This is a genomic window from Sphingobium chungbukense, from assembly GCF_001005725.1.
Taxonomy (GTDB): Bacteria; Pseudomonadota; Alphaproteobacteria; order Sphingomonadales; family Sphingomonadaceae; genus Sphingobium; species Sphingobium chungbukense.
Genome location: NZ_LBIC01000009.1, coordinates 31,067 through 54,688 on the forward strand (window position 1 = coordinate 31,067; position 23,622 = coordinate 54,688).

General features: G+C 60.8%; 24 protein-coding genes. 9 read left to right on the top strand and 15 right to left on the bottom strand.

The genetic code is table 11. The features are described 5' to 3' along the window. Positions 1 to 3: 3 nt before the first annotated feature. From YP76_RS28335 to YP76_RS18175, 9 genes are all read right to left on the bottom strand, one after another. A complete protein-coding gene (locus YP76_RS28335) occupies positions 4 to 237 on the bottom strand; it encodes a PIN domain-containing protein (RefSeq protein ID WP_059140390.1) in 234 nt (77 codons plus the stop codon). Positions 238 to 653: 416 nt separating this feature from the next. Beyond that, on the bottom strand, positions 654 to 1,112 hold the full coding sequence (locus YP76_RS18140) for a hypothetical protein (protein WP_046765024.1): 459 nt from the start codon (positions 1,110 to 1,112) through the stop codon (positions 654 to 656). Positions 1,113 to 1,329: 217 nt separating this feature from the next. Further along, positions 1,330 to 2,154: a universal stress protein gene (locus YP76_RS18145; RefSeq protein WP_046765025.1), complete on the bottom strand. Its 825-nt coding sequence runs from the start codon at positions 2,152 to 2,154 to the stop codon at positions 1,330 to 1,332. A 102-nt stretch (positions 2,155 to 2,256) separates the two neighbouring features. Then, positions 2,257 to 3,012 carry a TerC family protein gene (locus YP76_RS18150; protein ID WP_046765283.1) on the bottom strand — a complete coding sequence of 252 codons (756 nt, stop codon included), beginning with the start codon at positions 3,010 to 3,012 and terminating at the stop codon, positions 2,257 to 2,259. Positions 3,013 to 3,500: 488 nt separating this feature from the next. Further along, on the bottom strand, positions 3,501 to 4,058 hold the full coding sequence (locus YP76_RS18155; protein WP_046765026.1) for a hypothetical protein: 558 nt from the start codon (positions 4,056 to 4,058) through the stop codon (positions 3,501 to 3,503). A 266-nt stretch (positions 4,059 to 4,324) separates the two neighbouring features. After that, entirely contained in the window at positions 4,325 to 6,130 is a 1,806-nt protein-coding gene (locus YP76_RS18160) for a PAS domain-containing sensor histidine kinase (RefSeq protein ID WP_052757477.1), read from the bottom strand. 31 nt (positions 6,131 to 6,161) lie between these two features. After that, entirely contained in the window at positions 6,162 to 6,530 is a 369-nt protein-coding gene (locus tag YP76_RS18165; RefSeq protein ID WP_046765027.1) for a response regulator, read from the bottom strand. A gap of 32 nt (positions 6,531 to 6,562) precedes the next feature. Then, on the bottom strand, positions 6,563 to 7,993 hold the full coding sequence (locus YP76_RS18170) for an ATPase domain-containing protein (RefSeq protein WP_046765028.1): 1,431 nt from the start codon (positions 7,991 to 7,993) through the stop codon (positions 6,563 to 6,565). A 164-nt stretch (positions 7,994 to 8,157) separates the two neighbouring features. Continuing rightward, complete coding sequence (locus YP76_RS18175; RefSeq protein WP_046765029.1) at positions 8,158 to 8,607, bottom strand: universal stress protein; 450 nt, start codon at positions 8,605 to 8,607, stop codon at positions 8,158 to 8,160. 251 nt (positions 8,608 to 8,858) lie between these two features. Here YP76_RS18175 and YP76_RS18180 point away from each other — a divergent pair, with 251 nt between their 5' ends. After that, positions 8,859 to 9,869, top strand: coding sequence for a 2-hydroxyacid dehydrogenase (locus tag YP76_RS18180; RefSeq protein WP_046765285.1), 1,011 nt, complete (start codon positions 8,859 to 8,861; stop codon positions 9,867 to 9,869). A gap of 199 nt (positions 9,870 to 10,068) precedes the next feature. Here the strand turns inward: YP76_RS18180 and YP76_RS18185 are convergent, their stop codons facing one another. Then, positions 10,069 to 10,647, bottom strand: coding sequence for a hypothetical protein (locus tag YP76_RS18185; protein WP_046765030.1), 579 nt, complete (start codon positions 10,645 to 10,647; stop codon positions 10,069 to 10,071). 326 nt (positions 10,648 to 10,973) lie between these two features. On the opposite strand from YP76_RS18185, the gene YP76_RS18190 reads away from it, so the two are divergent. Both YP76_RS18190 and YP76_RS18195 read left to right on the top strand, forming a co-directional pair. Further along, complete coding sequence (locus tag YP76_RS18190; protein ID WP_021243689.1) at positions 10,974 to 11,249, top strand: HU family DNA-binding protein; 276 nt, start codon at positions 10,974 to 10,976, stop codon at positions 11,247 to 11,249. A 64-nt stretch (positions 11,250 to 11,313) separates the two neighbouring features. After that, positions 11,314 to 12,165, top strand: a complete 852-nt coding sequence (locus tag YP76_RS18195) for a hypothetical protein (RefSeq protein WP_232307617.1) — start codon at positions 11,314 to 11,316, stop codon at positions 12,163 to 12,165. Positions 12,166 to 12,290: 125 nt separating this feature from the next. Here the strand turns inward: YP76_RS18195 and YP76_RS18200 are convergent, their stop codons facing one another. Then, positions 12,291 to 12,701: a MarR family winged helix-turn-helix transcriptional regulator gene (locus YP76_RS18200; protein ID WP_046765032.1), complete on the bottom strand. Its 411-nt coding sequence runs from the start codon at positions 12,699 to 12,701 to the stop codon at positions 12,291 to 12,293. A gap of 74 nt (positions 12,702 to 12,775) precedes the next feature. On the opposite strand from YP76_RS18200, the gene YP76_RS18205 reads away from it, so the two are divergent. After that, on the top strand, positions 12,776 to 14,569 hold the full coding sequence (locus tag YP76_RS18205; RefSeq protein ID WP_046765033.1) for a chloride channel protein: 1,794 nt from the start codon (positions 12,776 to 12,778) through the stop codon (positions 14,567 to 14,569). A 90-nt stretch (positions 14,570 to 14,659) separates the two neighbouring features. On the opposite strand, the gene YP76_RS18210 is transcribed toward YP76_RS18205, so the two are convergent. Continuing rightward, positions 14,660 to 15,721, bottom strand: coding sequence for a serine hydrolase (locus YP76_RS18210; protein ID WP_046765034.1), 1,062 nt, complete (start codon positions 15,719 to 15,721; stop codon positions 14,660 to 14,662). Between the two features lie 251 nt (positions 15,722 to 15,972). Between YP76_RS18210 and YP76_RS18215 the strand changes: the two genes are divergently transcribed. From YP76_RS18215 to gdhA, 5 genes are all read left to right on the top strand, one after another. Next, the gene (locus YP76_RS18215) at positions 15,973 to 16,347 is read left to right on the top strand and encodes a DUF4168 domain-containing protein (RefSeq protein WP_046765035.1); all 375 of its coding nucleotides are present in this window, start codon (positions 15,973 to 15,975) and stop codon (positions 16,345 to 16,347) included. A gap of 98 nt (positions 16,348 to 16,445) precedes the next feature. Continuing rightward, complete coding sequence (locus YP76_RS18220) at positions 16,446 to 16,943, top strand: DUF2141 domain-containing protein (RefSeq protein ID WP_021243696.1); 498 nt, start codon at positions 16,446 to 16,448, stop codon at positions 16,941 to 16,943. 29 nt (positions 16,944 to 16,972) lie between these two features. Further along, on the top strand, positions 16,973 to 17,353 hold the full coding sequence (locus YP76_RS18225; RefSeq protein WP_046765036.1) for a Rap1a/Tai family immunity protein: 381 nt from the start codon (positions 16,973 to 16,975) through the stop codon (positions 17,351 to 17,353). A 313-nt stretch (positions 17,354 to 17,666) separates the two neighbouring features. Further along, entirely contained in the window at positions 17,667 to 18,077 is a 411-nt protein-coding gene (gene rnk, locus YP76_RS18230; RefSeq protein ID WP_046765037.1) for a nucleoside diphosphate kinase regulator, read from the top strand. A 98-nt stretch (positions 18,078 to 18,175) separates the two neighbouring features. Then, a complete protein-coding gene (gene gdhA, locus YP76_RS18235; protein WP_046765038.1) occupies positions 18,176 to 19,525 on the top strand; it encodes an NADP-specific glutamate dehydrogenase in 1,350 nt (449 codons plus the stop codon). A 382-nt stretch (positions 19,526 to 19,907) separates the two neighbouring features. Here gdhA and mreB read toward each other — a convergent pair whose 3' ends face one another. The 3 genes from mreB to YP76_RS18250 form a co-directional block, all read right to left on the bottom strand. Then, positions 19,908 to 20,897 (bottom strand): rod shape-determining protein, encoded by a 990-nt coding sequence (gene mreB / locus YP76_RS18240; RefSeq protein ID WP_046765039.1) that lies wholly within the window; start codon positions 20,895 to 20,897, stop codon positions 19,908 to 19,910. A gap of 142 nt (positions 20,898 to 21,039) precedes the next feature. Continuing rightward, positions 21,040 to 21,300: a hypothetical protein gene (locus tag YP76_RS18245; RefSeq protein WP_046765040.1), complete on the bottom strand. Its 261-nt coding sequence runs from the start codon at positions 21,298 to 21,300 to the stop codon at positions 21,040 to 21,042. Positions 21,301 to 22,286: 986 nt separating this feature from the next. Continuing rightward, the gene (locus YP76_RS18250; protein WP_198147528.1) at positions 22,287 to 23,054 is read right to left on the bottom strand and encodes a M48 family metallopeptidase; all 768 of its coding nucleotides are present in this window, start codon (positions 23,052 to 23,054) and stop codon (positions 22,287 to 22,289) included. Positions 23,055 to 23,622: the final 568 nt, after the last annotated feature.

Sequence of the window (23,622 nt, forward strand, 5' to 3'; positions counted from 1 at the left end):
CTTCTATCGCAATGCCGAGGGCGTCCAGGCCCGGTCGTTCGTAAGCGCGGTCGCGTCTCGTTCGCTTGCGAGGGCAAGGCAAGCACGATCGCCCAGCGACAATCTGGCATGACGTGTGCCGTTGCGCAACTTGCCGGCCGCGATCGCCGTTGATTCGCCAAAAGGGAGATCGAGTAACTGGAGCGTGTCGTCGATTTCTGCATCACCAGACCACCGTTCCTGAAGCGTGGTGACCATTTCCGCCAATGGACAGCGCTGATTGATGCCGTTGAACCAGCGAGCCCAAGTTCCTTGCGGATCGGCGGGAATTTGCAGCCTGCTGCCTGACACGACGCGGCCCTATATGCAGTCATGACAGGCTCCCTGATTAATCTTTCGGCATCAGCATAACGTGTCGCCACAGGCGCTTCCATACATGTCTATTGGCGACATGTTATGTGTCCGAGAATCGCATTTATCGGACATAATGGCGTGGCGTTTCTACTATCAGTGTCCGGTCTGTCGCTGATCGGGGGATCGTCTGATGGCTCGGTGCAGATCGCCGTTTTGGCGAGACGGACCGGCCAGAGGTTTCCGATATTCTGAGAGGAACAGCCACATTTCTGAAAAAATGCCGTGCTGCTCATTTACGAACCGAGCGTTGCCGATCCAGCCTACGGGACGGACGGGCTGCTTTTTCGCTTTCCCGAGAAAGAACCGAGGGTTTTTCGCCGCGGCGGAATGGTTTTAATCGTTGCCGCATATTCTGCAAACAGGACGATCAGTGCTCTGACGGTTCCGTCGGTAACCGTGCCGGTGAGCGGGACGAAAGCAGCCCCGGAAAGGAAGAATATCCAGAAGATGCCGCGGAAAAAGCCCGATGAGCGGGCCGGTCGGTCAGGATAGAGCGTGGCGTTGACCAGAGTTGCGACAACCCATCCCCACATGAAGACGGAAAAAACCAGGCCCTTCTCTGCCGTCAGGCCATAATAGGTCGCATGGCAGGCGGCAAAGAACCACAATGCGCGGTATAGCGCATATTGTGACTGCCGTGTGAGTTGGCAGACGAGGATGATAGGCGGATGGAACAATGTCGTTCCCAGCCAGACATCGAGGCGGGAAAGCATGTTCATGCCCGGCTTCCACGATGTGGAGATGCCGATTGTCGAAATAGCTTCTTGTCTATCTGGGCCGCCACTCTTTCCGTCTTCCCAGCCATTAGATCAGTGTTTGTGCCGAAGGCGTCCAATCGCCCGAAAGCAAGGACATATCCTCGAGTGCGATGGGTGCAAGAGAGCTTTGGCGGTCCGCCATCTTTTTGACACAGCTCTGCTTGGACGGCGCAGACTATCAATGCGAAATGAACACCGGCAAGCGCGGCCCGTCCAGGATCGAACGGGTCACCCCGCCCAGGACAAATTCGCGTACGCGTGAGTGTCCGAACGCACCCATGACGAGCAAATCGTAACCGTTCCGTTCGCAATAGGCCTGAAGAGAGGCTGCCGCATCCTGCCCCTCGAGCGGGACGTCGATGGCCTGCGCTTTGATGCCATGATGTTCCAGGTGAACAATGGCGTCCTCAGCGGCTGCCGCTTGCGTCAAATCCTTCTCGCCGGTGATCTGCACGATGGAAACCGCTTTTGCGAGCCGTACCAGCGGCAGCGCATCGGCCAAGGCTCTTGCTGCGACACGGCTGCCATCCCAGGCGATCGCGATCCTCTCAGGATTGAGTGCCTGAACGTGCGGCAACAACAGGACAGGACGGCCTGACTCAAAGATCAGCCCCTCGGCGACAGCGACGGATCCGCGATGCCCGTAAACCGGGACCACCGACAGATCGTGGGTTCTTGCCCTTACCGCGAATTGCCAATGGGTGACCGTGCCCGGGCAGTTGATAAGGAACGCCTCTCCCCGATGTGTCGCAGGCATCCGGGATGCAAAGGCGGTGACGAGCGCATCGGCGTTGTCAGCGCTCTTCCTGTTTTCTCCTGCGATAATGCCATCGACGTCCAGAAGCGAGTTTGCCAGCCAGTTCGAAAGCGGAGAAATATGAACCTTGCAGACGCCGATCCCAATCTTGGCCTCGAGGCGCGCAGCAAGCTCCGCCATTCTGTCGAGGGCCCAGTCAGGCGTCGGTTCGGGATGGCTGTTGGCCTGCAGCAGAATGTCACGCACGTCCCTTCTCTCCTCTCGTCTGCATTACAAACTGGCTGAGGTTCTCCCAGCCTTCTGTGAACAGGACCAAGCACCGCAAGCGGCTGGATTTGACTCTGTGGTCTAGGCCGGTTCCCGTGTGGTTGACCCGCTTGCCTGACGGCGCCGGGCGAAGATGTTCAGCGCTTCGACAGCGGCGGAAAAAGCCATGGCCGCATAGATATATCCTTTCGGGACATGGGCTCCAAAGCCTTCAGCGATAAGGGTGGTGCCGATCAGCATCAGGAATGCCAGCGCAAGCATGACCACGGTCGGGTTCTGGCCTATGAAGTTCGACAAGGGCGTGGCGGCCAGCAGCATGACGCTTACCGCGGTCACAACGGCCACCACCATGATCGCAATATTGTCGGTCATGCCTACGGCCGTGATGATACTGTCGATCGAAAAGACAAGATCGAGCAATATGATCTGCCCGATTGCCGCGGCAAAGCCCATGCCGACGCTCTTGGTGTCGAAGAGATCATCGTTCGGCGCGGGATCGATATTGTGATGAATTTCCTTGGTCGCTTTCCAGACCAGGAAAAGGCCGCCAGCGATCAGGATCATGTCGCGCCATGAGAAACCATGACCAAAAGCCTCGAACACCGGCTGCGTCAGTTGGATGATCCAGGCAATGGATGCGAGCAGCAGCAGGCGCAAGCCCAGCGCCAGCCCTATGCCGATCCGGCGCGCCCGCGCGCGATGCTCTTCGGGCAGCTTGTTGCTGAGGATCGAGATGAAGATGAGGTTATCGATGCCCAGCACGACCTCCATCACGACAAGCGTCGCGAGGGCGGCCCATGCGGCAGGCTCGGTCGCGAGCGCCGCGAAACCTTCCATCAAGGTCATCGAGCGGCTAACCGGTTGACACGTGCGCTCATGGTGCGCGGATGTTCAGCAGGCTGGTCGGGCATCACAGCATTCCTCGTTTGACTCTGTCGAACGAGTGGCTCGCCATCTGTCCTGAAGGACTTTTTTATGGACCGGCATCGAGCGCACTCGATGCGGTCCGACATCACAGTCGCCGTAAACGACCGTCAGAGGGGCCCGGCCCGCACACCAGGAAAATTAAACCAATTGGAAGTAAATGCAAGGGCGCGCGGCATAGCCACGCCAACTTTGGCCGGCGATGTCATTGGCGCTGGGGCAAGATTGGACGCGGATGACAGGTGGGAACCAGCGCCGCTGATACCATAAGCTAGCGTCACAATCGCTGTGCTCTCGCGCTTATCGGCCCCTCGTGCCGGGGCGTTGGGACAAAGAAGCCCCTCCAGTGAGACGGGGAGGCCGGAACTGCCTCCCCCAAATGAAGCGTCTTGCCAGGCGGCTTAGATCATGTTTGCAGGCAGCCGCCCTCTCGCATCTGACCGCTGGCTATTCTCTGCTGGCGCAGAGCCGGCGCCGCAGTCGCCCGAACTCTGCGACACCACGCTGGGTTTCGCGCCGGATCCGTTGGACATGATCTGTACCGATTTGCTGCAATAGCTACCGCCCTCGCCTGTCATGACATAGCTGTAACGCACCGTGCCAGAGGGCATGGTCCGCGATGCGAAGGTCATTCCATTAGATTGTGCCAACGCAACCGTCTTCATGGTTTCAGCCTGCCGCATCATGGCAGCAAAGGTCCGGTCCATTTCAAGAGACATGCGTTCCAGCATCGTGAAGGGCGCGGAATGGAAGGGATGCAGCCAGACAGGCGTGAGATGCGCGTCTGGTATAATGCGCGCGCCCTGAGCGATATCGCCGGTATAGGTGATCTGGATGAGAGGTTCGTCAGGAAGGTCTACGGTCATCATCCGGCCGTCATTTGAGGCTGCCATCGCCGCACCAGTGGCAAAACATGCAGCAACGCCCATCAGGGCGACTGAACGAAGCGCTTTGCGCATCAATCATCCTCCGATCTGATTAAGGGGAGGTGCATGTCTATCGGTTCAAGCTGAACGCGAGATGAGCAGAAAGAAGGGGGTGCTCGATGGCTTGCGCCATCCGTCTGGCTTACGGCAGCTTATCAGCTTCACTCTTTGAATTTGGCATACAGGCAACTGGGTCACGATATCGACGGGCGCGCCTTGGACATGAGCTGCCGGCTGTGCTGGCCGGCTCAGCGCGCCTCAACGAGGAATTTCGACGAGGCCGAAGTCTACCCTGGCGATCAAGCGGACACGGGCAGCACGATAATGTTGCGGACACCGTCGGGCAGTAGCTCGAAACTCGTTTCCGCACTCAACTGATAGGGCAGTGCGTGCTCGAGGAGCTCCAGTCCATAGCCACTGCGGCGTGGCAGCCCATCGGCAGGCGGCATTGTCACCCCGCTTTCAAGCCAATCGATATAGAGCCTGGAAACTGATCCCCTGCCCGGCTCCAGGCGCCAACAGATCTTGAGGCGTCCGCTATCCTGGGACAACGCACCATGTTTGGCCGCATTATGGAATAGTTCGTGTAACGCGAGGGCGAAGGTCTGTACCGTTCCCGATCGCAATCTGATGTTGCGAGGCCCTGTGAGTGCGATTCTGCCCTGCGCATATTCCCGGGGAACAGTAAGGGCGTCGATTTCGTCTTGGACGAGAGCGTCGAAGGTGATCCGGTCGCCATCTTCAAGGCGTGAAAGGAGGCTGTTGACCCGAGCCAGGGCGCCAAGACGGTCATCAAAGCGCTGCCCAAACTCAACCAGGCTGTTGCTGCCATGAAGGGTGCGCTGCGACAGGGAGCGCACGACACCAAGCAGGTTTCGCGTCCGATGCTGGAGCTCAGCAACGAGAATGCGCAGACGTTCGGCGCTTGCCTTCGCGTCCGTTATATTTTCGCTGATGCCGCCCAATCTGACGACCTGTCCCCGGTCATCGATCATGGGGAAAATTGTGTCGCGCAGCCAACGTGTCCTCCCATCTGACCCGCTCCTGATCCTGAATTCCCAGGTCACATTCGCGCCGCCGCAGGCGCTTCGGATCGCATCAAATAGGCCGCCACGATCTTCGGGCAGGACCATCCTTGCCCATTTCCTCAGATTGGATTGCCCCAAAGCATGTGCGGCAGGCATATCATAGACATGGTCAAAGGCGGCACTGGCATATTCCAGCCTGAGCGTCGCAGCGTCCCTGATCCAGAGCACGTCGCCAGTGGCATCGCCAAATTGCCTGAAGCGTTCCTCGCTGTGATGCAGCGCCCTTTCCGCCTGCCTTCGCGCCGTGAGATCGGCAATCACGATCAGAAGGTGGCCTGACCCATCTCCTAACGGCGTCACGTTGCTGGTCGTCCAGACTGGGCGGTCCTCTGACCTTAAAAAGCGCGTCTCGACCTGACGGGTTTCCTGGGCCGATCCTGCCTCTCCCAACGCCGCAAGAGCAGGCGCGAGATCATCGGGATGGACGATCTGCCGTAGCTCAAGCGTCAGCAATTGGGCGCTGCTGCGGCCGAGAAGCCGACAAAATTCATGATTGACGCGAAGGATGCGCCCTGGACCATCGACCTCCGCGAGACCCAAGGGAGACTCCCGGAACATGGCCGCCAGTCGCGCTTCAGCCTGCTCGCGCGCCTTCTGCTCTTCAAGGCGGATGGTAACATCACGCTGAACTGAAACCCAAGCTTTTACCGTCTCCGCATCATCCAGCAGGGGATTTATAACCCATTCGACGATATAGCTGCTGCCATCCTTGCGGTAATTGACAGTCTGGGCGGCAAAGCTTCCCTTCTCGCGCAGGGCGATCTTCAACTCTTCGAGGATGGCCCGGTCCGTCGCTGGCCCCTGGAGCAGGCGCGGCGTTGCGCCCACAAGTTCGTTGACGCTATAGCCCGTGAGCGATGCCATGGCCGAATTGGCGAAGAGGATGACGGGCCCCGGAGGATCTAGTGCCGGTGCCGTGATCAGCACTGCATCGCCGCACGCCTCCATCGCTTGCTTGAAGAAATCCCGTTCCATGAGTGGATCGGCTGCATGCGGGCAGTCTGTGGTCGACGGCATGATGGCTATCCTTGCTACCCGTGATAGCAGATTAGGGGCGCTCCGGCCTGAGATATTTCGCTACCTCGTCGAGTATCGTCTGGTTGCGATAGGGCTTGTCGAAGACCGCCTGGAAAAGTTCAGGCCGTTCGCGGGCAATCGACCCCTGCGCGCCGCTTACAAGGACGATCGGCAAATCGCACAGGGCTTCGTCGGCGCGAACAGCCTCGGCAAATTCCAGCCCGGTCATGGCGGGCATCATGAAATCCGTGATGACAAGACCCGGCCGCCTGGACTGGACAGAATCCAGCGCCGCCTGTCCGTTTGAGGCTGTCTCCACCTCATATCCTTCATCCTCAAGAATATCGGCGAGCATCATGGCGAGAAGGAATTCATCGTCGACTACAAGGATATGCGCCATGTTCAGTTTCCCTGATTCCTCCCGTGCGGCGGTCAGCCTTCACCGGGTTGAGGATGAGGGGCAGCATGGCGGGTGCCGAGCGCTTCACCGATGACGAGGCCCTTGTCAGCGATGTAGGTTGCGTGGACTGCCGGATCGAAATGGCTGTCGCGCATTTTCTGGACCGAGACGGTCCTGAGGAGACTGTGATCCTCTTCGAAAAGCCGCAGGAGGATCATGTTGTCGAGAATGGCGGATATTTCCCTTGCAGGCGCTGAGACGTCGGAACCGACCATCTCGCGAATTTCCCAGGTCGCCATCGTGGTAACGCCGCTCCCCCTCAACTGATCCATCAGATTGGCAAAAAACTCCACCAGCCGGGGCCGATGCACGCAGGCTCGCTCGAAGCCGCCCAATCCGTCGATGAACAGCCTCTTGACACCGAGAGAGCAGACCCGATCAAGCAGCTGATGCGCCAGCTTGTCGACGATATTGTCGACCAGCGGCATGCGGTCGATCGCAAGCGTTGCGCTGTCCTGGGCAGCGAGGCGGATGCCAAGCGCTGCTGCCTTCGCGCGCAGCCTGTCGGGCGTTTCGAAAAATCCAAAATGAAGCCCTGGCTCAGCCTCCTTCGCCTGGGACAGAAAGTGAAGGCCTAGCGTCGTTTTCCCGCTCCCGGTGGGGCCGGCAAGCAAAGTGATTGAACCTTTGGGAAGTCCGCCGCCGAGCATCCTGTCGAGACCCGCGACGCCCGTCGGAACCCTGACTTCAACCCTCGATGCTGCCGCGCTCGCCGGAGGAGAGAGCGTCTCGATACGCGGATAGACTGTCACCCCGGCATCATCGATCTCGAACTTGTGCAGGCCGCCCAGAGCCTTGCTCCCCCGAGACTTGCGCACCTGGATCTGCCGGACCGTGCGTACCCCAGCGAGCGTGTCGGTGAGTTCGAGGACGCCGTCCACCATGGTATGTTCCGGGCTGATCGCGGTGACGCTGGAACTGGTCAGGAACAGCACCGTGCAGCCCACGAACGCGGCCTGGCCCTGCACCTCGGCGACGAATGTCTTGACGTCGAAATCGGTGTCGGCCCGGTCGCGGGCGTTCAGCAGCCCATCGAAGATGAGCAGGGAGGCGTCCTGGCGCTTGGTCTCCCTGCGCAGCAGCTTGACGACGGCATCGAGCCCTTCATCCCGCAGCGTCTGGAAGACGCTGATATAGGTGATTTGCGCGCCGAGCCTGCTGCGATCAAAGAAGGCCAGCGGTTCAAGGGCCTGGAACAGCCGCTCGTGGCTTTCGGAGAGGAGCGTGACGTAAAGGACGCGGCCGCCCTCTGCGACATGAGAAAAGGCGATCTGGTTGGAGAGGATGGTTTTCCCTGCCCCGGGCTGTCCCTGGATGATATAGGATGCGCCGGTGAGAAACCCGCCCGCCAGAATCTGGTCCAGGCCTTTTATCCCGCTGCGCAAACGGGCTGTTTGATCCATCGAGATTATCTCCTCCAGGCGATCGTCCCCTTCTCCTACAGTCACAGTGCCGTCGGTAAAGAGAAAAGCGGCGCGCCCCCCGAGACATGCGGGAAGGCTCGTCCCGCCGGCCGGCGGGGCCGATCCCAGCGGATCGTCGGCTAACCGCCCGCTCGCCCCAAGGCTTACCGCACGACAAGCACCGGAATATCGCTGTGGGTGAGCACCTCGGATGCCTTGCTGCCGAGCATCAGGCGGCCCAATCCCCTTCGCCCATGCGAAGCCATGACAATGAGACCGCAACCGCCTTCCCTGGCGGCCGCGATGATCGCCTCGCCCACCTCCGCGTCAGGAACATGAAGCGTTGCGGCGGTCACTCCCAGCGCGTCTGCGGCTTGCTTGGCGCCAAGAAGGATGCCGTCGGCCGCCTGTTTCTGGCCCTGGGCATATTCGCTCAGCGCCGCATCGCTCCAGGCAAGGTCATAGCCAGCGCCGCTCGAGAAGACCGGAAAGCGCTCGGTCACAGTGACGATGATGGCATCGACGCCCAGCGCCTTGGCGAGGGCAAGGCCGTGATCCACGCCCTTTTTCGCGAGGTCCGATCCGTCCGTCGAGATGAGAATCCGATCATACATGGGCGTTCCTCTTCCTGTGGTCTGTTCATCTTGCGCCAAGTTGACCGACATGCCGTGCCTTCGTCAAGCGCCGCCGGCGCGTCGGTTTGCGCCGATATCCGCCCGCGCGCGAAAACAGGGACGAGCGCAGCCACGCGGCAGATTGTCCGAGGGATCAATTGTTCAGCCTCGCCTCAAAATCGCCGACTGGAGGAAAGGGGCCCTTTGAGCTATCCAGTTTCACCTTGCAGGGATGGGCAGAGGACACGGGCATGGAGATCGCCGTTTTCAGTTCGCGGTCCTATGATCGAAGCTTCCTTGAAGCAGCCAATGCCAAGGGCGGCAATCGGCACCATCTGCAATTTCTCGAAGCGACGCTCACCTTGCAGACGGTTTCGCTCGCCGCAGGCAGCGATGCGATCTGTTGCTTTGTCAACGACAGCCTTGACAGACCAGTCGTCGAAGCGCTCTCCCGGCTGGGTGTGCGCCTCATCGCCTTGCGCAGCGCGGGTTTCAACCATGTCGATCTTCAAGCGGCGGAAAGCGCGGGCATCCGCGTCGCGCGTGTGCCCGCTTATTCCCCTGAGGCGATTGCCGAGCATACGCTTGCGCTCATTTTGTGCCTCAACCGGAAAATCCACCGCGCTTATGTCAGGGTGCGCGAAGGGAACTTCGCGCTGGATGGGCTCCTGGGCTTCAACCTCTGCGCGCGAACGGTCGGCATCGTCGGGACAGGCAAGATCGGCGCGGCACTTTCGAAAATCCTTTCCGGGTTCGGCTGCCGGGTCGTTGCCCACGACCCCGTCCCCAGTCCTTCCTTGGCTGACATGGGGGTGGAATATCTCCCGCTTGATGATCTTCTGGCCGCCGCCGACATCATCAGCCTCCATTGTCCGCTGACACCTGATACCCATCATATGATCGATAAGGCGGCGCTTGGCCGCGTCAGGAACGGCGTCATGCTCATCAACACAAGCAGAGGCGCGGTGATCGATACACGAGCGGTGATCGAGGGGCTCAAGTCGGGGAAGATCGGATCGCTTGGCCTTGATGTCTACGAGGAAGAAGGCGACCTGTTCTTCAGGGATCTGTCCGGCCAGATGCTGCAGGACGACGTCTTTGCCCGGTTGCTGACCTTTCCCAATGTCTTGATTACCGGCCATCAAGGCTTCTTCACGCAGGAAGCGCTCGAGGCCATCGCTGATGTGACCATCGAAAATGCGTCCAGTTTCGAGACCTGCGGCCGAGCGGCTTACCCGGTCGGAACCGAGAGACTGGCCTGACCTGCCCGCTGCGTGGAGGCGTGCCGGCGAGGCCCCTGTGTCCGGGATTTCCTATCCCCATTTTCTCGATCGATTTATATCGACGCTGCGACCCGAGGGCTCTGCGGTAGTAACCAAAAGAACCCTTCAACTGTCCGTCCGCCGCATGGCGGGCGGACTTTTCCGATCAATCGAGATCGTGGCCCCCACTGCAGATGCGCTACTGCGCGGCTAATTCGGAGCCGAAGGGATGTTTTCCACCGGCGGCCCCTGGGTGGAGCGCGTTTCGCACCGTTTCAGGCACGGTATAAACCGCATGTCGTCCTGCGCCACGATTTTCGTGGTCAACACGATAGCCTTGATAATGGCGTTTGATGAGTCCGGCCCGCACAAGTTCGGACACCGCGCGGCTGACGGCGGTCATGCCGCTATCTCGGATCCGTTCGCTGACCTGCGTTTCCACGAACCTTTCGGCCTCTGCGGGATCTAAGGGCAAGGCCCCGCTGGCCGCCAGCGCGGATCGCAGCTTGCCGATGGTCGCGCGGCGCTGGTGATGCCGGGCGGCGCTGGGGGCGATCGTGGCCGCGAGCCATTCGCGGATGGGGACAAGCGCCTCGCCGTCCCGGACGAGGGGGCCGGCCTGCCCGTTTGATCGAGCGACGCGGGCGATGAGATCCAGCACCATGAAGGTGTAGCGTGGCCTGCTTGAATGTTTCGCGATGGCATGGACGACATCCGACAGCCCCGCTTCTGGAACGAGATCCGATACAGGGCGGCGAAAGAGATTTTGTTGCAGCATGGAACGAATCAAGCACAAAGCCCGATTCTTGTGAATCCCCGAAATGCGGATCGGTCGTTAAACAAGTCGTTTTGACATCTGTGTCACTTTACCAGGATGGCGGGGTAAAGTGACACAGATGGCAGGCTGGACGCTCTTGCCCGTTCGTGATCATTCGTGAACTTGCGATAGAAAATTCATAACCAGCTTCCCGCTCAGATCTGGAGGGCGCCAGGGTTCCGCAAGGCCGCGATGTCGTGCCTGACCCGTTTCATGGGTCTAAGCGTGGCGCTGCCCGCAGCTTCAGGCTATGCAAGCGAGCATCATGACGGGAAGGATGAGCTTCGATGACGAATAGCGACCTTGCAGACTATCTTGCCAATGAGACCGGCTCCACCAAGGCGGACGCCCGCAAGGCGGTCGATCTTGTCTTCGAGGCGATTGGCAGCGCTTGCGCCAGGGGAGAGGAAGTCAGCGTCGCAGGATTTGGGAAATTCAAGGTGAAAGACGTCGCCGCGCGCGATGGGCGCAACCCGGCCACGGGCGAAGCCATCAGGATCGCAGCGTCACGCAAGCTCGTCTTCGCACCGGCAAAAGCTACAAAGGACAAGATCAACGGCTGACGCGCATCGGGAAACGGCGCCGGACATCGAACCCGACCGTACATCCGCGGCGGAGCTTGGCGCCGTGCGGGCATCGCCGCGCCCGTTGTTCCACATCACCGCTGACGCCATGCTGCCTGCGGCGCCGGGTATGGCTATGGTCGCGCCCCGCGATCCTCTGGCGCTGCTGCTGGAGGAACTCCTGGAGGCGGCGGATTGCAGCATCATCCCTCCACCGGCCCTCGCACCGGATGGTCCCTCAGCGACCAGGGCGTTTGCGGCCCTGCGGCGGGCGAGCGCCTTTTTCGAGGTAGCAGCCGGCGCCAGCCTCGCCGATCACTTCTGGACTCATGGCTCGGCCTTGCGGAGCGGTGAGGTTGCTGCCCGGCTTCGCGCCACTGCGCGGTGCGGGAGGCAGGTCCAGGGTTTCCTGGCCCTGTACGCCACGGATATCTGCTCACCATTGCTCTACAGCCCGAACGCGATGCCCGTTCGCGTTCGTACCCGGATATCCTTCCAAGGCGACGCAGGAGGGCCCTTTTTAGCCTTGATCGCTTGCGAAGCAGATCCGGTAGGCCGCGTGCAAGCCATTGCCGGCCATGCGCTGCCCATTTATCACGGCCGCCGTTTCATGCCGGTCCGCTCGCCGCTGGACCGGGATGTGCTGCGCGCACTCGAACATCTCCAGGTTGCGCTCGATGCCCATGGCATTGAATGCTGGATTCAGCGCGCCCGCTTCCCTCAATCGGAAGCTGCTGCGCGGTACAACATCAGGATTTGCGTTCCCGGTAAAGCAGAGCGACAGTTCATGATCGCCGTCGATCCAGGCGGCTTGGCTGGTGACGACAGCGCCCCGCCCGCGGACTTTCTCGTCGATGCCGGCAATTGGGCAAACGGGACGTTCATCGCCTGGCTCACTCGCACAGTTTCAGGCTAAGCGCCTCATGTTTCTCCAGTCTCGCGCGCCCTGTCGGCCCCTGAAGTGCGCACAGGAACAGGACGCTGCCCCGCCCGGGCAGCGCTTCGGGTGGTCCGGAGTACGCCTGCGGCTCCGCTCTGGGATCAACCAAGCTGCGTAAAGACTTCTGCGAGGATAGGCGCCATACGACGAATCTCCTCCCGATGGGTGGCCGATAAGGCGTCTAGAAGCGCATAGGCTCGAGGAGTCAGGCGAAGAAGCGCCCGCCGCTTGTCATCTGCGGCCTGCTCTCGCCTGATCAGAGCCAGCGCCTCGAGCCGGTTGACAAGGCCGGTCGCGCTGTGCGGCTTGAGGATCAGCCGCTCTGCGACGTGACCCACCGTTGCCTTGTCGGGGTCGCAGCCCCTGATCGCCAGCAAGGCCTGATGCTGCTGCGGCGTCAGGCCCACAGCTGCCGCCTGCTCCTCGCTGAAGGCCTGAAATCTGCGGATGGCGTGTCGAAAGGATGCAAGCGCTGCATAATCGGCGTCGGCAAGGGTTTCGTTCTTCTGCATTCCGGTCTCATACTTGATTTATATCGTATTGCGACATAGGTGGCGGCATCAATCTTTCAGGATCAGTCCAGAACATGCATCCCACCTTTCAAAGGGCCGCTGACGCCAAACTTGCCGATCACAGTGTTGACCGGCGCATGATCATGCTTGCAATCATGGCTCTTGTCGTCGGCTCGGGCGGAGCCCTGGGCGCCTGGATACTTGTAAAGGCGATCGCGCTTGCCACCAATTTCTTCTGGTACGGCCGCCTGTCGGCGGGCGAGAGCAGCATTGCCGATGCCTCTGCAGGCTGGATGATCCTGTTCATTCCCGTTCTCGGCAGCCTCATCGTCGGGCTGATGGCACGTTTTGGTTCGGACAAGATCCGCGGACATGGCATTCCTGAAGCGATTGAAACCATCCTCTTCGGGGAAAGCCGCCTGTCGCTCAAGGTCGCGTTGCTCAAGCCGCTGTCCTCGGCGATCTCGATCGGCAGCGGCGGCCCGTTCGGCGCTGAAGGGCCGATCATCATGACCGGAGGGGCCATCGGTTCCCTCTTCGCACAATGTTTTCATCTAAGCGCGGCGGAGCGCAAGACATTGCTCGTCGCCGGCGCGGCGGCCGGCATGACGGCCATTTTCGGCACGCCGCTCGCGGCCATCCTGCTCGCCGTGGAGGTCCTTCTCTTCGAATGGAAGCCGCGCAGCTTCGTGCCGGTCGTGACCGGTGCCCTGATCGCCTACGCCTGGCGTCCCTTGCTCTTCGGGTCGGGCCCCATGTTCCCGATGACAGCAGCCCTGCCCGGCGAAAGCTGGGATCTGCTCGCTTCCGCCGGCATGGGCGTGGTCGTCGGACTCCAGGCGACCTTTCTTTCGACATCGCTCTACCGGATCGAGGACCTGTTCCATCGCCTGCCCGTCCACTGGATGTGGTGGCCCGCCATCGGCGCCGTCGTCGTGGGCCTGGGCGGCCTGATAGATGCCCACGTCCTGGGTGCCGGCTATGCCAATATCGAGGGCCTCCTCAACGCTACGTTGCCCTTCAAGGTCGTCGCAGCGCTCCTCCTCGTCAAGGCCATCGTCTGGCTCGTGGCGCTGGGTTCAGGAACCTCGGGCGGCGTGCTGGCTCCCATCCTCATCCTGGGCGGCGCCGCAGGCTTCCTGATGGGACAATTTCTTCCGGGCGACCCGGGCTTCTGGGCGATGGTCGGAATGGCCGGGATCATGAGCGGCGCGATGCGGGCGCCCATGACCGGAGCGATCTTCGCCGTCGAACTTACCGGCCAGTTCCATGCTATTCCCTGCACGGTCGCGGCTGCCGGCAGCGCCTATGCGATCAGCGTCCTGCTCATGCGACGGTCGATCCTGACAGAGAAGATAGCGCGGCGTGGACGGCATATCCTGCAGGAATATACGGTCGATACCCTCGATATGCTCCAGGCGGGCCAGATCATGAGCCCCGACCCGGCCACATTGCCCGGGACGATGACGCTCGAGAGCGCCATCGCCTTTTTCGAGCGCGATGCCGTTCACCGCAGCTACCCTGTGATTGATGCTCATGGGCGGCTGCTAGGACTGGTCTCGCGCTCCGACGCCCTGCGCTGGCAGCTGGAGGGCCGGCGCGACCAGACTATGCTGGCTGACGCCGTGTCGGACGCTGCGCAACCTGTCGCCTATCCAGAAACGCCAAGCGGCGCGGTTGCGGATCTCATCGTGAGTTCCGGCATCGGTCGCATCCCGATCATCGAGAGGGAAACGCGCAGGCTCCTGGGCATCGTCTCCCGCCAGGACCTCCTCAAGGTCCGCAGCGCAAGCCGACAGACCGAAATCGGCCGCCAGGCGCATATCCTTCCTGACCTTCCGCTCCGGCGTGGATGGCGGCGGGAATAGCTGAAAAGCCGCGCGCCGGGGCAGCGGCGTGGTCGCAGCACCGATCCGCTATCCCGGCTGAGCGCCCTCTCCGCTCCCATACGGCTAATTCTACTCGGTTCGGATGATGGCTCTGGTGACATCGCCCATCAGGCGCATGCGGACGGGGATCGGCTGGCGCGTGCTTGCGATCATGACAGAGACGGCATAGCGGTGGCCGTCAGGCGAGTTCAGGATACCCACATCATTATAGCCGGTCGACAGATTGCCAAGATCCTGACCCGTGCCGGTCTTGTGGGCAAGCGTCCATCCAGAGCGAAGTCCTGACCGCAGGCGCAATGGCCCCGTCCTGCTCGCGCGCATCAGAGAAAGAAGATGCCGGGTGGAGGCAGGTGTCAGCAATTCACCGCGCTTGAGCATCGCAAGACCAAGGGTGATGCCATTGGGCGATGCGCCGTCATAGGGCGCGGCGAGATAGCGCTTGAGGGCTCGGTCCCGCGCTGCATAGCTCATGGCCGCCCGCGCCTTGAGGAAGCCCCAGCCTCCGGCCCATTCGGGGCGCCATGTGAGACCGGCGGTCTTTGCCTGCAGCAACCGTTCACCAGGACCAAAGCCAACCCCTGAAACCCCCTTTCGCGCCAGCATGGTGCGGATCGCGCTGGGTCCGCCCACTTTCCACAAGAGCACATCGTTGCAACTGTTGGCGCTGCGCGTCATGGCTAGCTCGAGCAGCTTTCCGATCGTTGTGTGATACCCCGATTTCGTCACCAATGGCCGGATCGGCTGGTGAAAGACGGTCAGATCGGATCGCCGTACCGTCACCGGGTCGGACAGCTTGAGCTTGCCGCGATCCACGGCATCCATGACCGCGATCGCGACCCATAATTTGCTGACGCTCTGCTGCGGCAGCGACGCGTCCCCATTGAACGACACCGTCCATCCTTCGTCGATGTCGCGAACGGAGATGCCCACTTTTCCCTTATACGCGCTCCCCAGCCCCTGAACTGCATTGAGGAGGTCGGCTGGAGGCTGCGGCCGCGCCGGCTGTGAGGGCTGTGGCGCCTGCACGGTGGCGACTTTGGTGGGCTGTGCCGGCCTTGCCGCCTGCACGCGTTCGCCCGCCGGAACGCAGCCTCCAAGGAAGGCGAGACCCAATGCAGAACTCAGGACCATTCGGCTCGATGGAAATCTGGGCAACGGGAAATCCTTTTCTTTGCAACGCGTTGTGAGAGGCAGGGCCTACCGGCCCTTCGCAATTGATCGGTTCATCGCTATAAAAGGGGCGTTCAGCGCAGAAAGCTTCATAACTGGGCCCAGTGAACGCTCTGGTCTGGCAACATGCGAACCTCGCCAGAGGGTAGCGGGGAGAGAAACTGCCTCTCCCGCCCGACCCCAATCCGATCAACCTTTGTCTGAGGATATTCATGGTCAGAAAAGCTTGTTTTCCAGCGCTGCTGCTCCTTGCCGCCCCTTCTGCGCTCGCGGCCGCGGGTGCGCCCGTCCCCAACACGAACGGGACCCTTGGGACAGCCTTTTCCAACCGGCAGATCCATGCCTATGCATCGACCCTGCTTGAAATCCAGAAAATCCGCCAGGCCGTTTCGTTTCGCATCGACAGCCTCCCACAGGACAAGGCGGACCTTCTCCAGGAGCGTGCGAAGGCGGAAATGATGCAGGCGCTGAGCCGGCACGGCCTCGATGTCGCCACCTTCAATGCGATCAGCAGTGCGGTCGACAAGCAGCGTTCCCTGCGCCGCGAGGTACGCCAGTTGATGATGGAGGAAAAGCTTTCGATCTGAATTCATCATGCATTCCACAGCATTCAGGAGATTTGAAAATCGGCATAATCCACGATTTCCGCGTTGAAACAAGATATCGCGCCCGCAGGAGCTGGGGATTGTTCCAGGCAGCTTTCATCTTTCTGGCCTGTGGCCTGCCGGTACAGGCCCACGCCCAGCGAGGCATCATGGGCCCCGACGCACAGGCTTGCGAACAAGGCGCCGGTCCCGCTTTCCTGGTGCAGGTTCGCGGCTTCAAGAAGAGCGCGGGCGATCTTAGGGTCCAGATATATGGCAGCGATCCGCAGTCGTTTCTCGCCAAGGGGAAATGGTTGCGGCGGATTGACCTGCCCGTAAGCAATGTCCCTTTCATGCCGGTTTGCGTCAGTCTCCCCGCGCCAGGCGCTTACGCGGTGGCTGTTCGCCATGATGTCGATGGTAACGGCAAATCGGGGTGGAACGATGGCGGCGGGTTTTCGCGCAATCCTTCCCTCTCGCTGTTCCACCTCAAGCCTGCCTTTGCAAAAGTCGTGGTCAGTGTTGGCACGGAGGTGAAGAAGATCCCCATAGTGCTGAATTACCGCCGCGGGCTCTCGATCCGGCCGATTGAGGAGTGAAAGGGCCATAAGGCCCGCAAGGAGATGATATGAACCGCACGTTTCTTGTCATGACGCTATCAGCCCTGCTGTTGCCGCTCTCCCCGGCCCGGGCAACCGCGCCGCTTAAGGAAATACCCGCCTTTTTCTCGGGCGAACGCCTGTTCGAGATTTGCTCCCATCCCAATTATGGTCAGTGCTCGATGTATGTAGCCGGCGTCATCGACGGTATTTTCTACGCTGACGGAGAAGATGGACGCCAGGGCCTGTGCCGCATGGAGATGACCAATCAGGGCGCAGCGGAATTGGTCCTCAGCCGCCTGGAATCGGACGAAGCGCTGCGCGGCCTGTCCGCGGCGGCGGCCGTTCATGCCGCGGTCGCCGACAGCCTGTCCTGCGCTTCTACCCGGGTTATCGCGGCGACATCCTGACGGTACGGTCTCATCTGGAGAGCGGCCGTCCTTGCTCGGGCCAAATCGGGAGCTGGTGGTCTCCGCGTGACGCGGGGTGCACGAGATGGCGTTCCAGGGGCGGCCGTGAATTTGACTTAGGCAGGCCCCTCTGACAGGATTGCGATCATGAGCATTTGGGTCAAATTCTGGCATTTCCGCCACAATGGAGGGCAGCTTCTCGCGGGCGCGTAGCCCCGGGTTCTGGTGCAAATGCCCCGGGCTCGGGGCAGATCGATGAAATGATGTTCGCCGCCATTAGGCCGGCGACCCCTCACTCTCGAAAGCCAGCGCCATGACCAGCCGCATATATTTGAAGCGCCCTCCGGTCCGTCTCATCGACTCCGAAGCCGATAAGCTGACCAATCTTGCACTCTCGGCAGCAGAGCGCGGGATGCAGGCGGGCAAATTGCTGCTTGACGAAATAGCCCGGGCCGAAACGGTCAAGGCAGACCGTCTTTCAGCCGACATCGTCACCATGAACTCGATTGTGGAATTCCAGGATGACACGAGCGGGAGCAGCCGCACGGTGCAGCTTGTCTATCCGGGAGACGCCGACATTTCGGCGGGGCGTATCTCGATCCTCACGCCTGTTGGCGCAGGCCTCATCGGATTGGGTGAAGGCCATGTGATCGACTGGCCCGATCGCGACGGTCGCGAGCGGCCACTTGCCATATTGAAGGTTACGCAGCCCGAGCGGATCTAGGCCCTGCCCCTGCCCCTGCCCCTGCCCCTGCACTCGGCGCAAGACGCTCGCGCGAGCGCCTCGCGCGCCTGTATTTTCGAGAAGAAAGGAACCCGCCCTTGCCCCGGATCGATGAAAAACTTCTTCCCATTTATGAAGATGTCCTGCGGAGAAATGCGGGAGAAACAGAATTTCACCAGGCGGTCGAGGAGGTGCTCGAAAGCCTTGGCGCCGTCATCGCCAAGCATCCCGACTATATGGACAACGCATTGATTGAACGGATCTGCGAGCCGGAACGGCAGATCATCTTCCGTGTTCCCTGGGTTGATGACAACGGCCAGATCCAGATCAATCGGGGATTTCGAGTCCAGTTCAATTCAGCCCTTGGCCCGTATAAGGGGGGGTTGCGCTTCCATCCTTCCGTCAATGTCGGGATCATCAAGTTCCTGGGGTTTGAACAGACCTTCAAAAATGCCCTGACCGGCATGCCTATCGGCGGCGGCAAGGGCGGCTCCGACTTCAATCCGCGTGGGCGATCTGATGGTGAGGTCATGCGCTTTTGCCAATCCTTCATGACCGAACTCTATCGGCATCTGGGCGAATATACCGACGTTCCCGCCGGCGATATCGGTGTGGGCGCGCGGGAAGTGGGATATTTGTTCGGACAGTATAAGCGTCTCACCAATCGCTATGAAGCCGGTGTCCTGACGGGCAAGGGCCTGATCTACGGCGGATCGCGAGCCCGCACCGAGGCAACCGGATATGGCGCCGTCTATTTCCTCGAGCAGATGCTCAAGACCCGGGCCGAGAGCCTGGAAGGCAAGCGGGCCGTTGTGTCAGGATCGGGCAATGTCGCGATCTATGCGATCGAGAAGATCAATGCGTTTGGCGGCAAGGTGGTCGCCTGCTCGGATTCTTCAGGCTTCATCGTTGATGAGGGCGGGATCGACCTTGAACTGCTGAAAGAGATCAAGCTCGTGCGTCGCGAACGGATTTCCGATTATGCGCGCCTCAAAGGCGCCGGTGCCCATTTCCGCGAGCAGGGCTCCGTCTGGGAAACGCCGTGCGAAGTGGCGGTGCCCGCGGCCACCCAGAATGAACTCAACGGCAACGATGCCTCAACGCTGATCCGCAACGGCGTCATCGCCGTGGGTGAAGGGGCAAACATGCCCTGCACGCCCGAGGCTGTGCGACTTTTCCAGGGCGAGGGCATTCTTTTCGGTCCTGCCAAGGCGGCCAACGCCGGAGGCGTTGCGACCTCCGCGCTGGAAATGCAGCAAAACGCATCGCGCGACAGTTGGACATTCGAGGAGACCGAAGCGCGCCTGGCCGCGATCATGCGCCGCATTCATGACAGTTGCGCGGAAACGGCCGACATTTATGGCGCGCCTGGCAACTATGTGCTGGGCGCCAATATCACCGGCTTTATCCGGGTTGCAGAGGCGATGCAGGCGATGGGCGTGATCTAGAGTTGCGATCCAATTGCATCGGCTCGACCGCCCTAGATATTTGTTTCATCTTGATTTTCTGAGTCAGCCAACAATTGGCTTCGCCGAACTTGCGTTTCCATCTGCTTAGAAAACGCTCCTGGAATATCCCGTGGAGCGGCCACGGGAGTGCGCTTGCTGCAAATCGCGTGAGGCGCCGAAAATAGGCGAAGCTTCCGCGACAACTCCCCTCGGCGCTCTCGAACGGTACGCTCCGCCGATATGCGTCGAGTGCGCTTATCGTGACCGACCCTGTTCGTCACTTGCCAGACTTCATCCCGCAGAACGCTTGCGGCAATCGCGCCCGGATACTCCTTTACTCCAGGGAGGTGAGCATCGCCCGGTCGTCTCGACCTTTGCGACGTCAGTCTTGCAGAAGCCGATGCAAGCCCTGGGCGACGCAAAGCGATGGATCGTCCGCTATCTTTACCGGCAATCCGGTGTCCTGCTCGATCATTTCGCGCAAACGGGGTGTGGCGGCACTGCCGCCGGTCAGAAGAATGCCATCCATATGGAGGTCGCGGCTGAGCTCGGGCGGCGTTCCGTTAAGCACCTCTCCTATGGTTTCGGTGATCCTGGCCGCGTGCTTCCCTATCACATGATCCAGTTCTGCAGCATCGATACGCAGCGAGTGGGGGCCCATCGAGACGAGGCTTCGGCCCTTCACTTCCAGCGCCTCTTGGCGGCAGCGCCGTTCAGTATAGCCCTTCTTTATCCGCTCGGCCGTCTGGCGGCCGATCAGCATTTTGTGCTCGAAATGCAGATAGTCGGTTATCGCTTGGTCCAGCGCCGCGCCACCGACGCGCACAGAGCGCGTGACGCACATACCCCCAAGCGAAAGCACCGCCACCTCGGTAATGCCCGCACCACATTCGACGATCAACGCGCCGCGAGGTTCATGAACACGAATCCCGGCGCCTACGGCAGCGGCAAAGGGTTCGGGCACCAATTGGGCAGCGCGGAGCCCCGCATCGTCCGCCGCGGTCAGCAGCGCACGGCATTCAGCCTGGGTTGCGTCGGCGGGCACGCCGATAAGCGCGCGCGACTTGCGCGAAAGCCTGCGTCCAAGCGCAGCGCCAACGGCATAGCGCAAAAGCTCGCTGGCGGTGTGAATATCCTGGAGCACGCCGCGCCGCAAAGGGCGCCTGACCCTCATCTTGCCAGGCGTCCGATCAACCATGGCTTGCGCCGCGGTACCCGCGGCGACCAGGCGCGGCATCGTTTTGAAATCCGCAAAGCAGCACAAGGACGGTTCATTGAATATAAGGCCGGCGTCGCGGCGGACGATGCGCAGATTGGCGGACCCGAAATCTATCGCGATTTCCGGCCGCTTCCATGATGCAATTGAAAGCATGCCGACGCCATAGCAAGCCGCGACGGCCTTGTCTTGCCGCTTGCGTGTCCTGGCGCCGTGCTGTCAACTGCGTCTGGCGCGGCCGACTGCACGCGCTCCAGACTTGTATCACGCATCTTGGTTGGCGCCGCCTCGGCGAAGTTCAGCTTCGCGTCAGGGCCCAGCCAATCGCAGCGCAGGTCAGAACCAGAAGGACGGGCCCGGCGAGGCTGGAAACTGACTGGATGATATGTTCCAGCGTGTCGAACCTGTACTTCATTCGGGGGAGATCGGCATAGGTCAAGGGAGGCCAGTCCGGATCTTGCAGGAAAACGACATTGTCCGTTTCCTGCGGGCGTGGCCGGGCCGCGTGGAGAGGCCCCTCAGCCTGCCAATTCTCACCCTGAGAGTCAGCCTTCATCATTATTCGCGTCTTCCCTGTTTGACTGCACCTGGCAGACCTTCATCGCCGCCTCCCACCTTCGGAAATAGAGGTCACCGCTCGCGAGGGGCGTCCTGGAACCGCAGATCTCCTGTAGAATTTCACAAAGCAGACGATGGATGACAATGCAGCCCGCCCCAAAAGCGCCCTCGGACGCTGCTGCCCCAAAAAGCCAATAGGAAGCACGGTGTCTCCTGTCTTGGCAGACACCGTGCTCCTCCCTTAGTGCGACCCGAGGGAGACCTGCGCATGCGCGGAAAGCCAAACTCCTCTCGGGGAGCCTGCGCTGATCTGCAAATGCTGAATCTGTTCGTGAAGGACTGAATGCGTTGAACGGATTAAAATCTTTTCTGAACTAGCGCTTTCGAGTCGTATAGCAAATATCCGCATGATTCGGAAAGACATAAATGCATGTCTATTATAATCCATTCCTTCGTATTTATCTGCCATAAGGCAATCGCCAAGGAATGACGGCTTCCTCCCCCCTCTCCTGGCTGCCCTGGCTGCAAACGAAGCCACTCCGGAGCGAGCCGACCATCGCGCGGGGGTCTGGCGTCCGAAGGGCGGTGGGCTCAGTGCATTGCGATCCGCAGCAACGCTTCTGCCTTTTTTGCATGCCCAAAGCCATGAACAGAGCCTGCCAGTTCATTCTGGATGGCGCCGGTTCTTCGCCACCGGCCCTGGACACATCGTGCGCCCGCCTGACCCTGATCAAGCGGCGCTTCTATCGCGGAAGGTATCGCTCGCTGGCGCCCTGAATCCGCTTTTCCCAGGGACGCGCCCAAAAGCATAGGGGGCGTGATGCCGTCAGGCTCTTCTCCATGCCGTCCATGACCGATCCCTGATCTTGCGCGTCGCCGCGATCCCTCAGAGCGCGCCTTGCCGCATGCGCGCGCCAGATGCGAAGCCGCAAAGCCTGCAATCGCCGGCGGGCGCTCCCTCACAATATGGCCTGCCGATTGAGGTCATCAGGGAGCGGAACCAAGCCTTTTGAGTTCCAGGGCCATGAGCGCCGCTCGCGCTTTTGCTCCCCTGTGTGTGGCGGCGTGAAACAGCCCGCCGCCGATCGCGCGTCCTTCGCCACGCCAGAAGTCGACTGCCGTCATGGGATTGATGCCGGCGGCCGAGAGAAGATGAACGCTGAGCCGGTCCGCCTCGTCTTCGGCCTCCCGCACGAGACGGGCGCTTCTGCCAAACGCTCCGGCAAGGCCCCGCTTGACCTTTTGGCCCTCAAGCCTTGCGCGATGGCCAAGGATATTATGGGCAAGTTCATGGGCGGCTACGACGGCAAGAGCGGTGTCGCCGAACCTGGCGAGAAAGCGCGCGGAGAGCTGGATCGTTTCCCCGTTGGAGATCGCCCACTCGCCAAGACCGGAACTTACCTCGAAGCGGGTACGGCAGGCTGGCACAGGCCGGACTTGAACAGGAAATTCCTGGCCGCCTCGCCGGATCGAGAGGCGGATCGCTTCTGCAGGCGGCTGCGCGGCGATATAGCGTTCGATTTCGTCCCTGCGCCTGCTCGAGCCTGAATCCTTGCCGCCTGCTTCCCGAACCGCGATACCGTTGATGCTTGTTATGCCGTCGCCCGGCGCAAGGCCAGCGTTGCTGGCAGGACTTCCAGGCACGACTGCCATGATCGACAAGGTTGCCGGGAAGCCAAAGGTCGCGCGGGCTTCTTCGCGCAGGTCAGGCGCATATTGTTCGAGCGCGTGAACCACCATGCCGGTGGCAGGCATCCTGTGAGGGCATGACGAGACATTCCCCGTCGTCAGACGGAACATGATGGACGCAAGACGCATATCCATGTCGCGCATTGTCTCGAGAAGACCTGCCTGCGCTGGCCATGACAGCGTGACTGCCAGTCCAAGAATGAACGCACGGATTGCAGGCAGCATGTTCAAAACCTCCAGAATGAAGGATAGCTATATCTTTCCTGCTTCATTCAAAAGGAATGGATGAACCGGGATCGCTCGAAACGATGCTGATTACCGTCCCGTTCCTGTAAAAGCTTGCTTTCATCGAAAAGCGGGAGTTGCGCCTCAGGCATCCGATGTTGTACCGCGGCGCGATAAATTCACAGGAGCCCCATCATGTCTCTGGCCAAAGGATGGCGGCGCGCAGGGCATTGGCACGGGATCATTGAAGCTCATCGGGATGATTGGAGGGCCAGCATGAACTGGCGTCACCCCATTGGTACTCTATCCAAATCTAAGAGGGGCTCGAAATCCTTGGAATCTGGCGCGGCATGGTGGATCGTTGACCCTGACCATGCCTCCTCGGATTTCTGGCAACAAAGGTGCCTGC

Excerpts from the sequence above, each read along its gene's own strand:
- YP76_RS18210 (WP_046765034.1), bottom strand. The coding sequence starts at position 15,721 with ATGGTCCTGAGTTCTGCATTGGGTCTCGCCTTCCTTGGAGGCTGCGTT.
- YP76_RS18185 (WP_046765030.1), bottom strand. The coding sequence starts at position 10,647 with ATGCTGCAACAAAATCTCTTTCGCCGCCCTGTATCGGATCTCGTTCCA.
- YP76_RS18160 (WP_052757477.1), bottom strand. The coding sequence starts at position 6,130 with ATGCCGTCGACCACAGACTGCCCGCATGCAGCCGATCCACTCATGGAA.
- YP76_RS18140 (WP_046765024.1), bottom strand. The coding sequence starts at position 1,112 with ATGAACATGCTTTCCCGCCTCGATGTCTGGCTGGGAACGACATTGTTC.
- YP76_RS28335 (WP_059140390.1), bottom strand. The coding sequence starts at position 237 with ATGGTCACCACGCTTCAGGAACGGTGGTCTGGTGATGCAGAAATCGAC.
- YP76_RS18215 (WP_046765035.1), top strand. The coding sequence starts at position 15,973 with ATGGTCAGAAAAGCTTGTTTTCCAGCGCTGCTGCTCCTTGCCGCCCCT.
- YP76_RS18150 (WP_046765283.1), bottom strand. The coding sequence starts at position 3,012 with ATGGAAGGTTTCGCGGCGCTCGCGACCGAGCCTGCCGCATGGGCCGCC.
- YP76_RS18200 (WP_046765032.1), bottom strand. The coding sequence starts at position 12,701 with ATGCAGAAGAACGAAACCCTTGCCGACGCCGATTATGCAGCGCTTGCA.
- YP76_RS18175 (WP_046765029.1), bottom strand. The coding sequence starts at position 8,607 with ATGTATGATCGGATTCTCATCTCGACGGACGGATCGGACCTCGCGAAA.
- YP76_RS18190 (WP_021243689.1), top strand. The coding sequence starts at position 10,974 with ATGACGAATAGCGACCTTGCAGACTATCTTGCCAATGAGACCGGCTCC.
- YP76_RS18155 (WP_046765026.1), bottom strand. The coding sequence starts at position 4,058 with ATGCGCAAAGCGCTTCGTTCAGTCGCCCTGATGGGCGTTGCTGCATGT.
- rnk (WP_046765037.1), top strand. The coding sequence starts at position 17,667 with ATGACCAGCCGCATATATTTGAAGCGCCCTCCGGTCCGTCTCATCGAC.
- YP76_RS18245 (WP_046765040.1), bottom strand. The coding sequence starts at position 21,300 with ATGATGAAGGCTGACTCTCAGGGTGAGAATTGGCAGGCTGAGGGGCCT.
- YP76_RS18165 (WP_046765027.1), bottom strand. The coding sequence starts at position 6,530 with ATGGCGCATATCCTTGTAGTCGACGATGAATTCCTTCTCGCCATGATG.
- YP76_RS18225 (WP_046765036.1), top strand. The coding sequence starts at position 16,973 with ATGAACCGCACGTTTCTTGTCATGACGCTATCAGCCCTGCTGTTGCCG.
- YP76_RS18180 (WP_046765285.1), top strand. The coding sequence starts at position 8,859 with ATGGAGATCGCCGTTTTCAGTTCGCGGTCCTATGATCGAAGCTTCCTT.
- mreB (WP_046765039.1), bottom strand. The coding sequence starts at position 20,897 with ATGCTTTCAATTGCATCATGGAAGCGGCCGGAAATCGCGATAGATTTC.
- YP76_RS18205 (WP_046765033.1), top strand. The coding sequence starts at position 12,776 with ATGCATCCCACCTTTCAAAGGGCCGCTGACGCCAAACTTGCCGATCAC.
- YP76_RS18250 (WP_198147528.1), bottom strand. The coding sequence starts at position 23,054 with ATGCCTGCCACCGGCATGGTGGTTCACGCGCTCGAACAATATGCGCCT.
- YP76_RS18170 (WP_046765028.1), bottom strand. The coding sequence starts at position 7,993 with ATGGATCAAACAGCCCGTTTGCGCAGCGGGATAAAAGGCCTGGACCAG.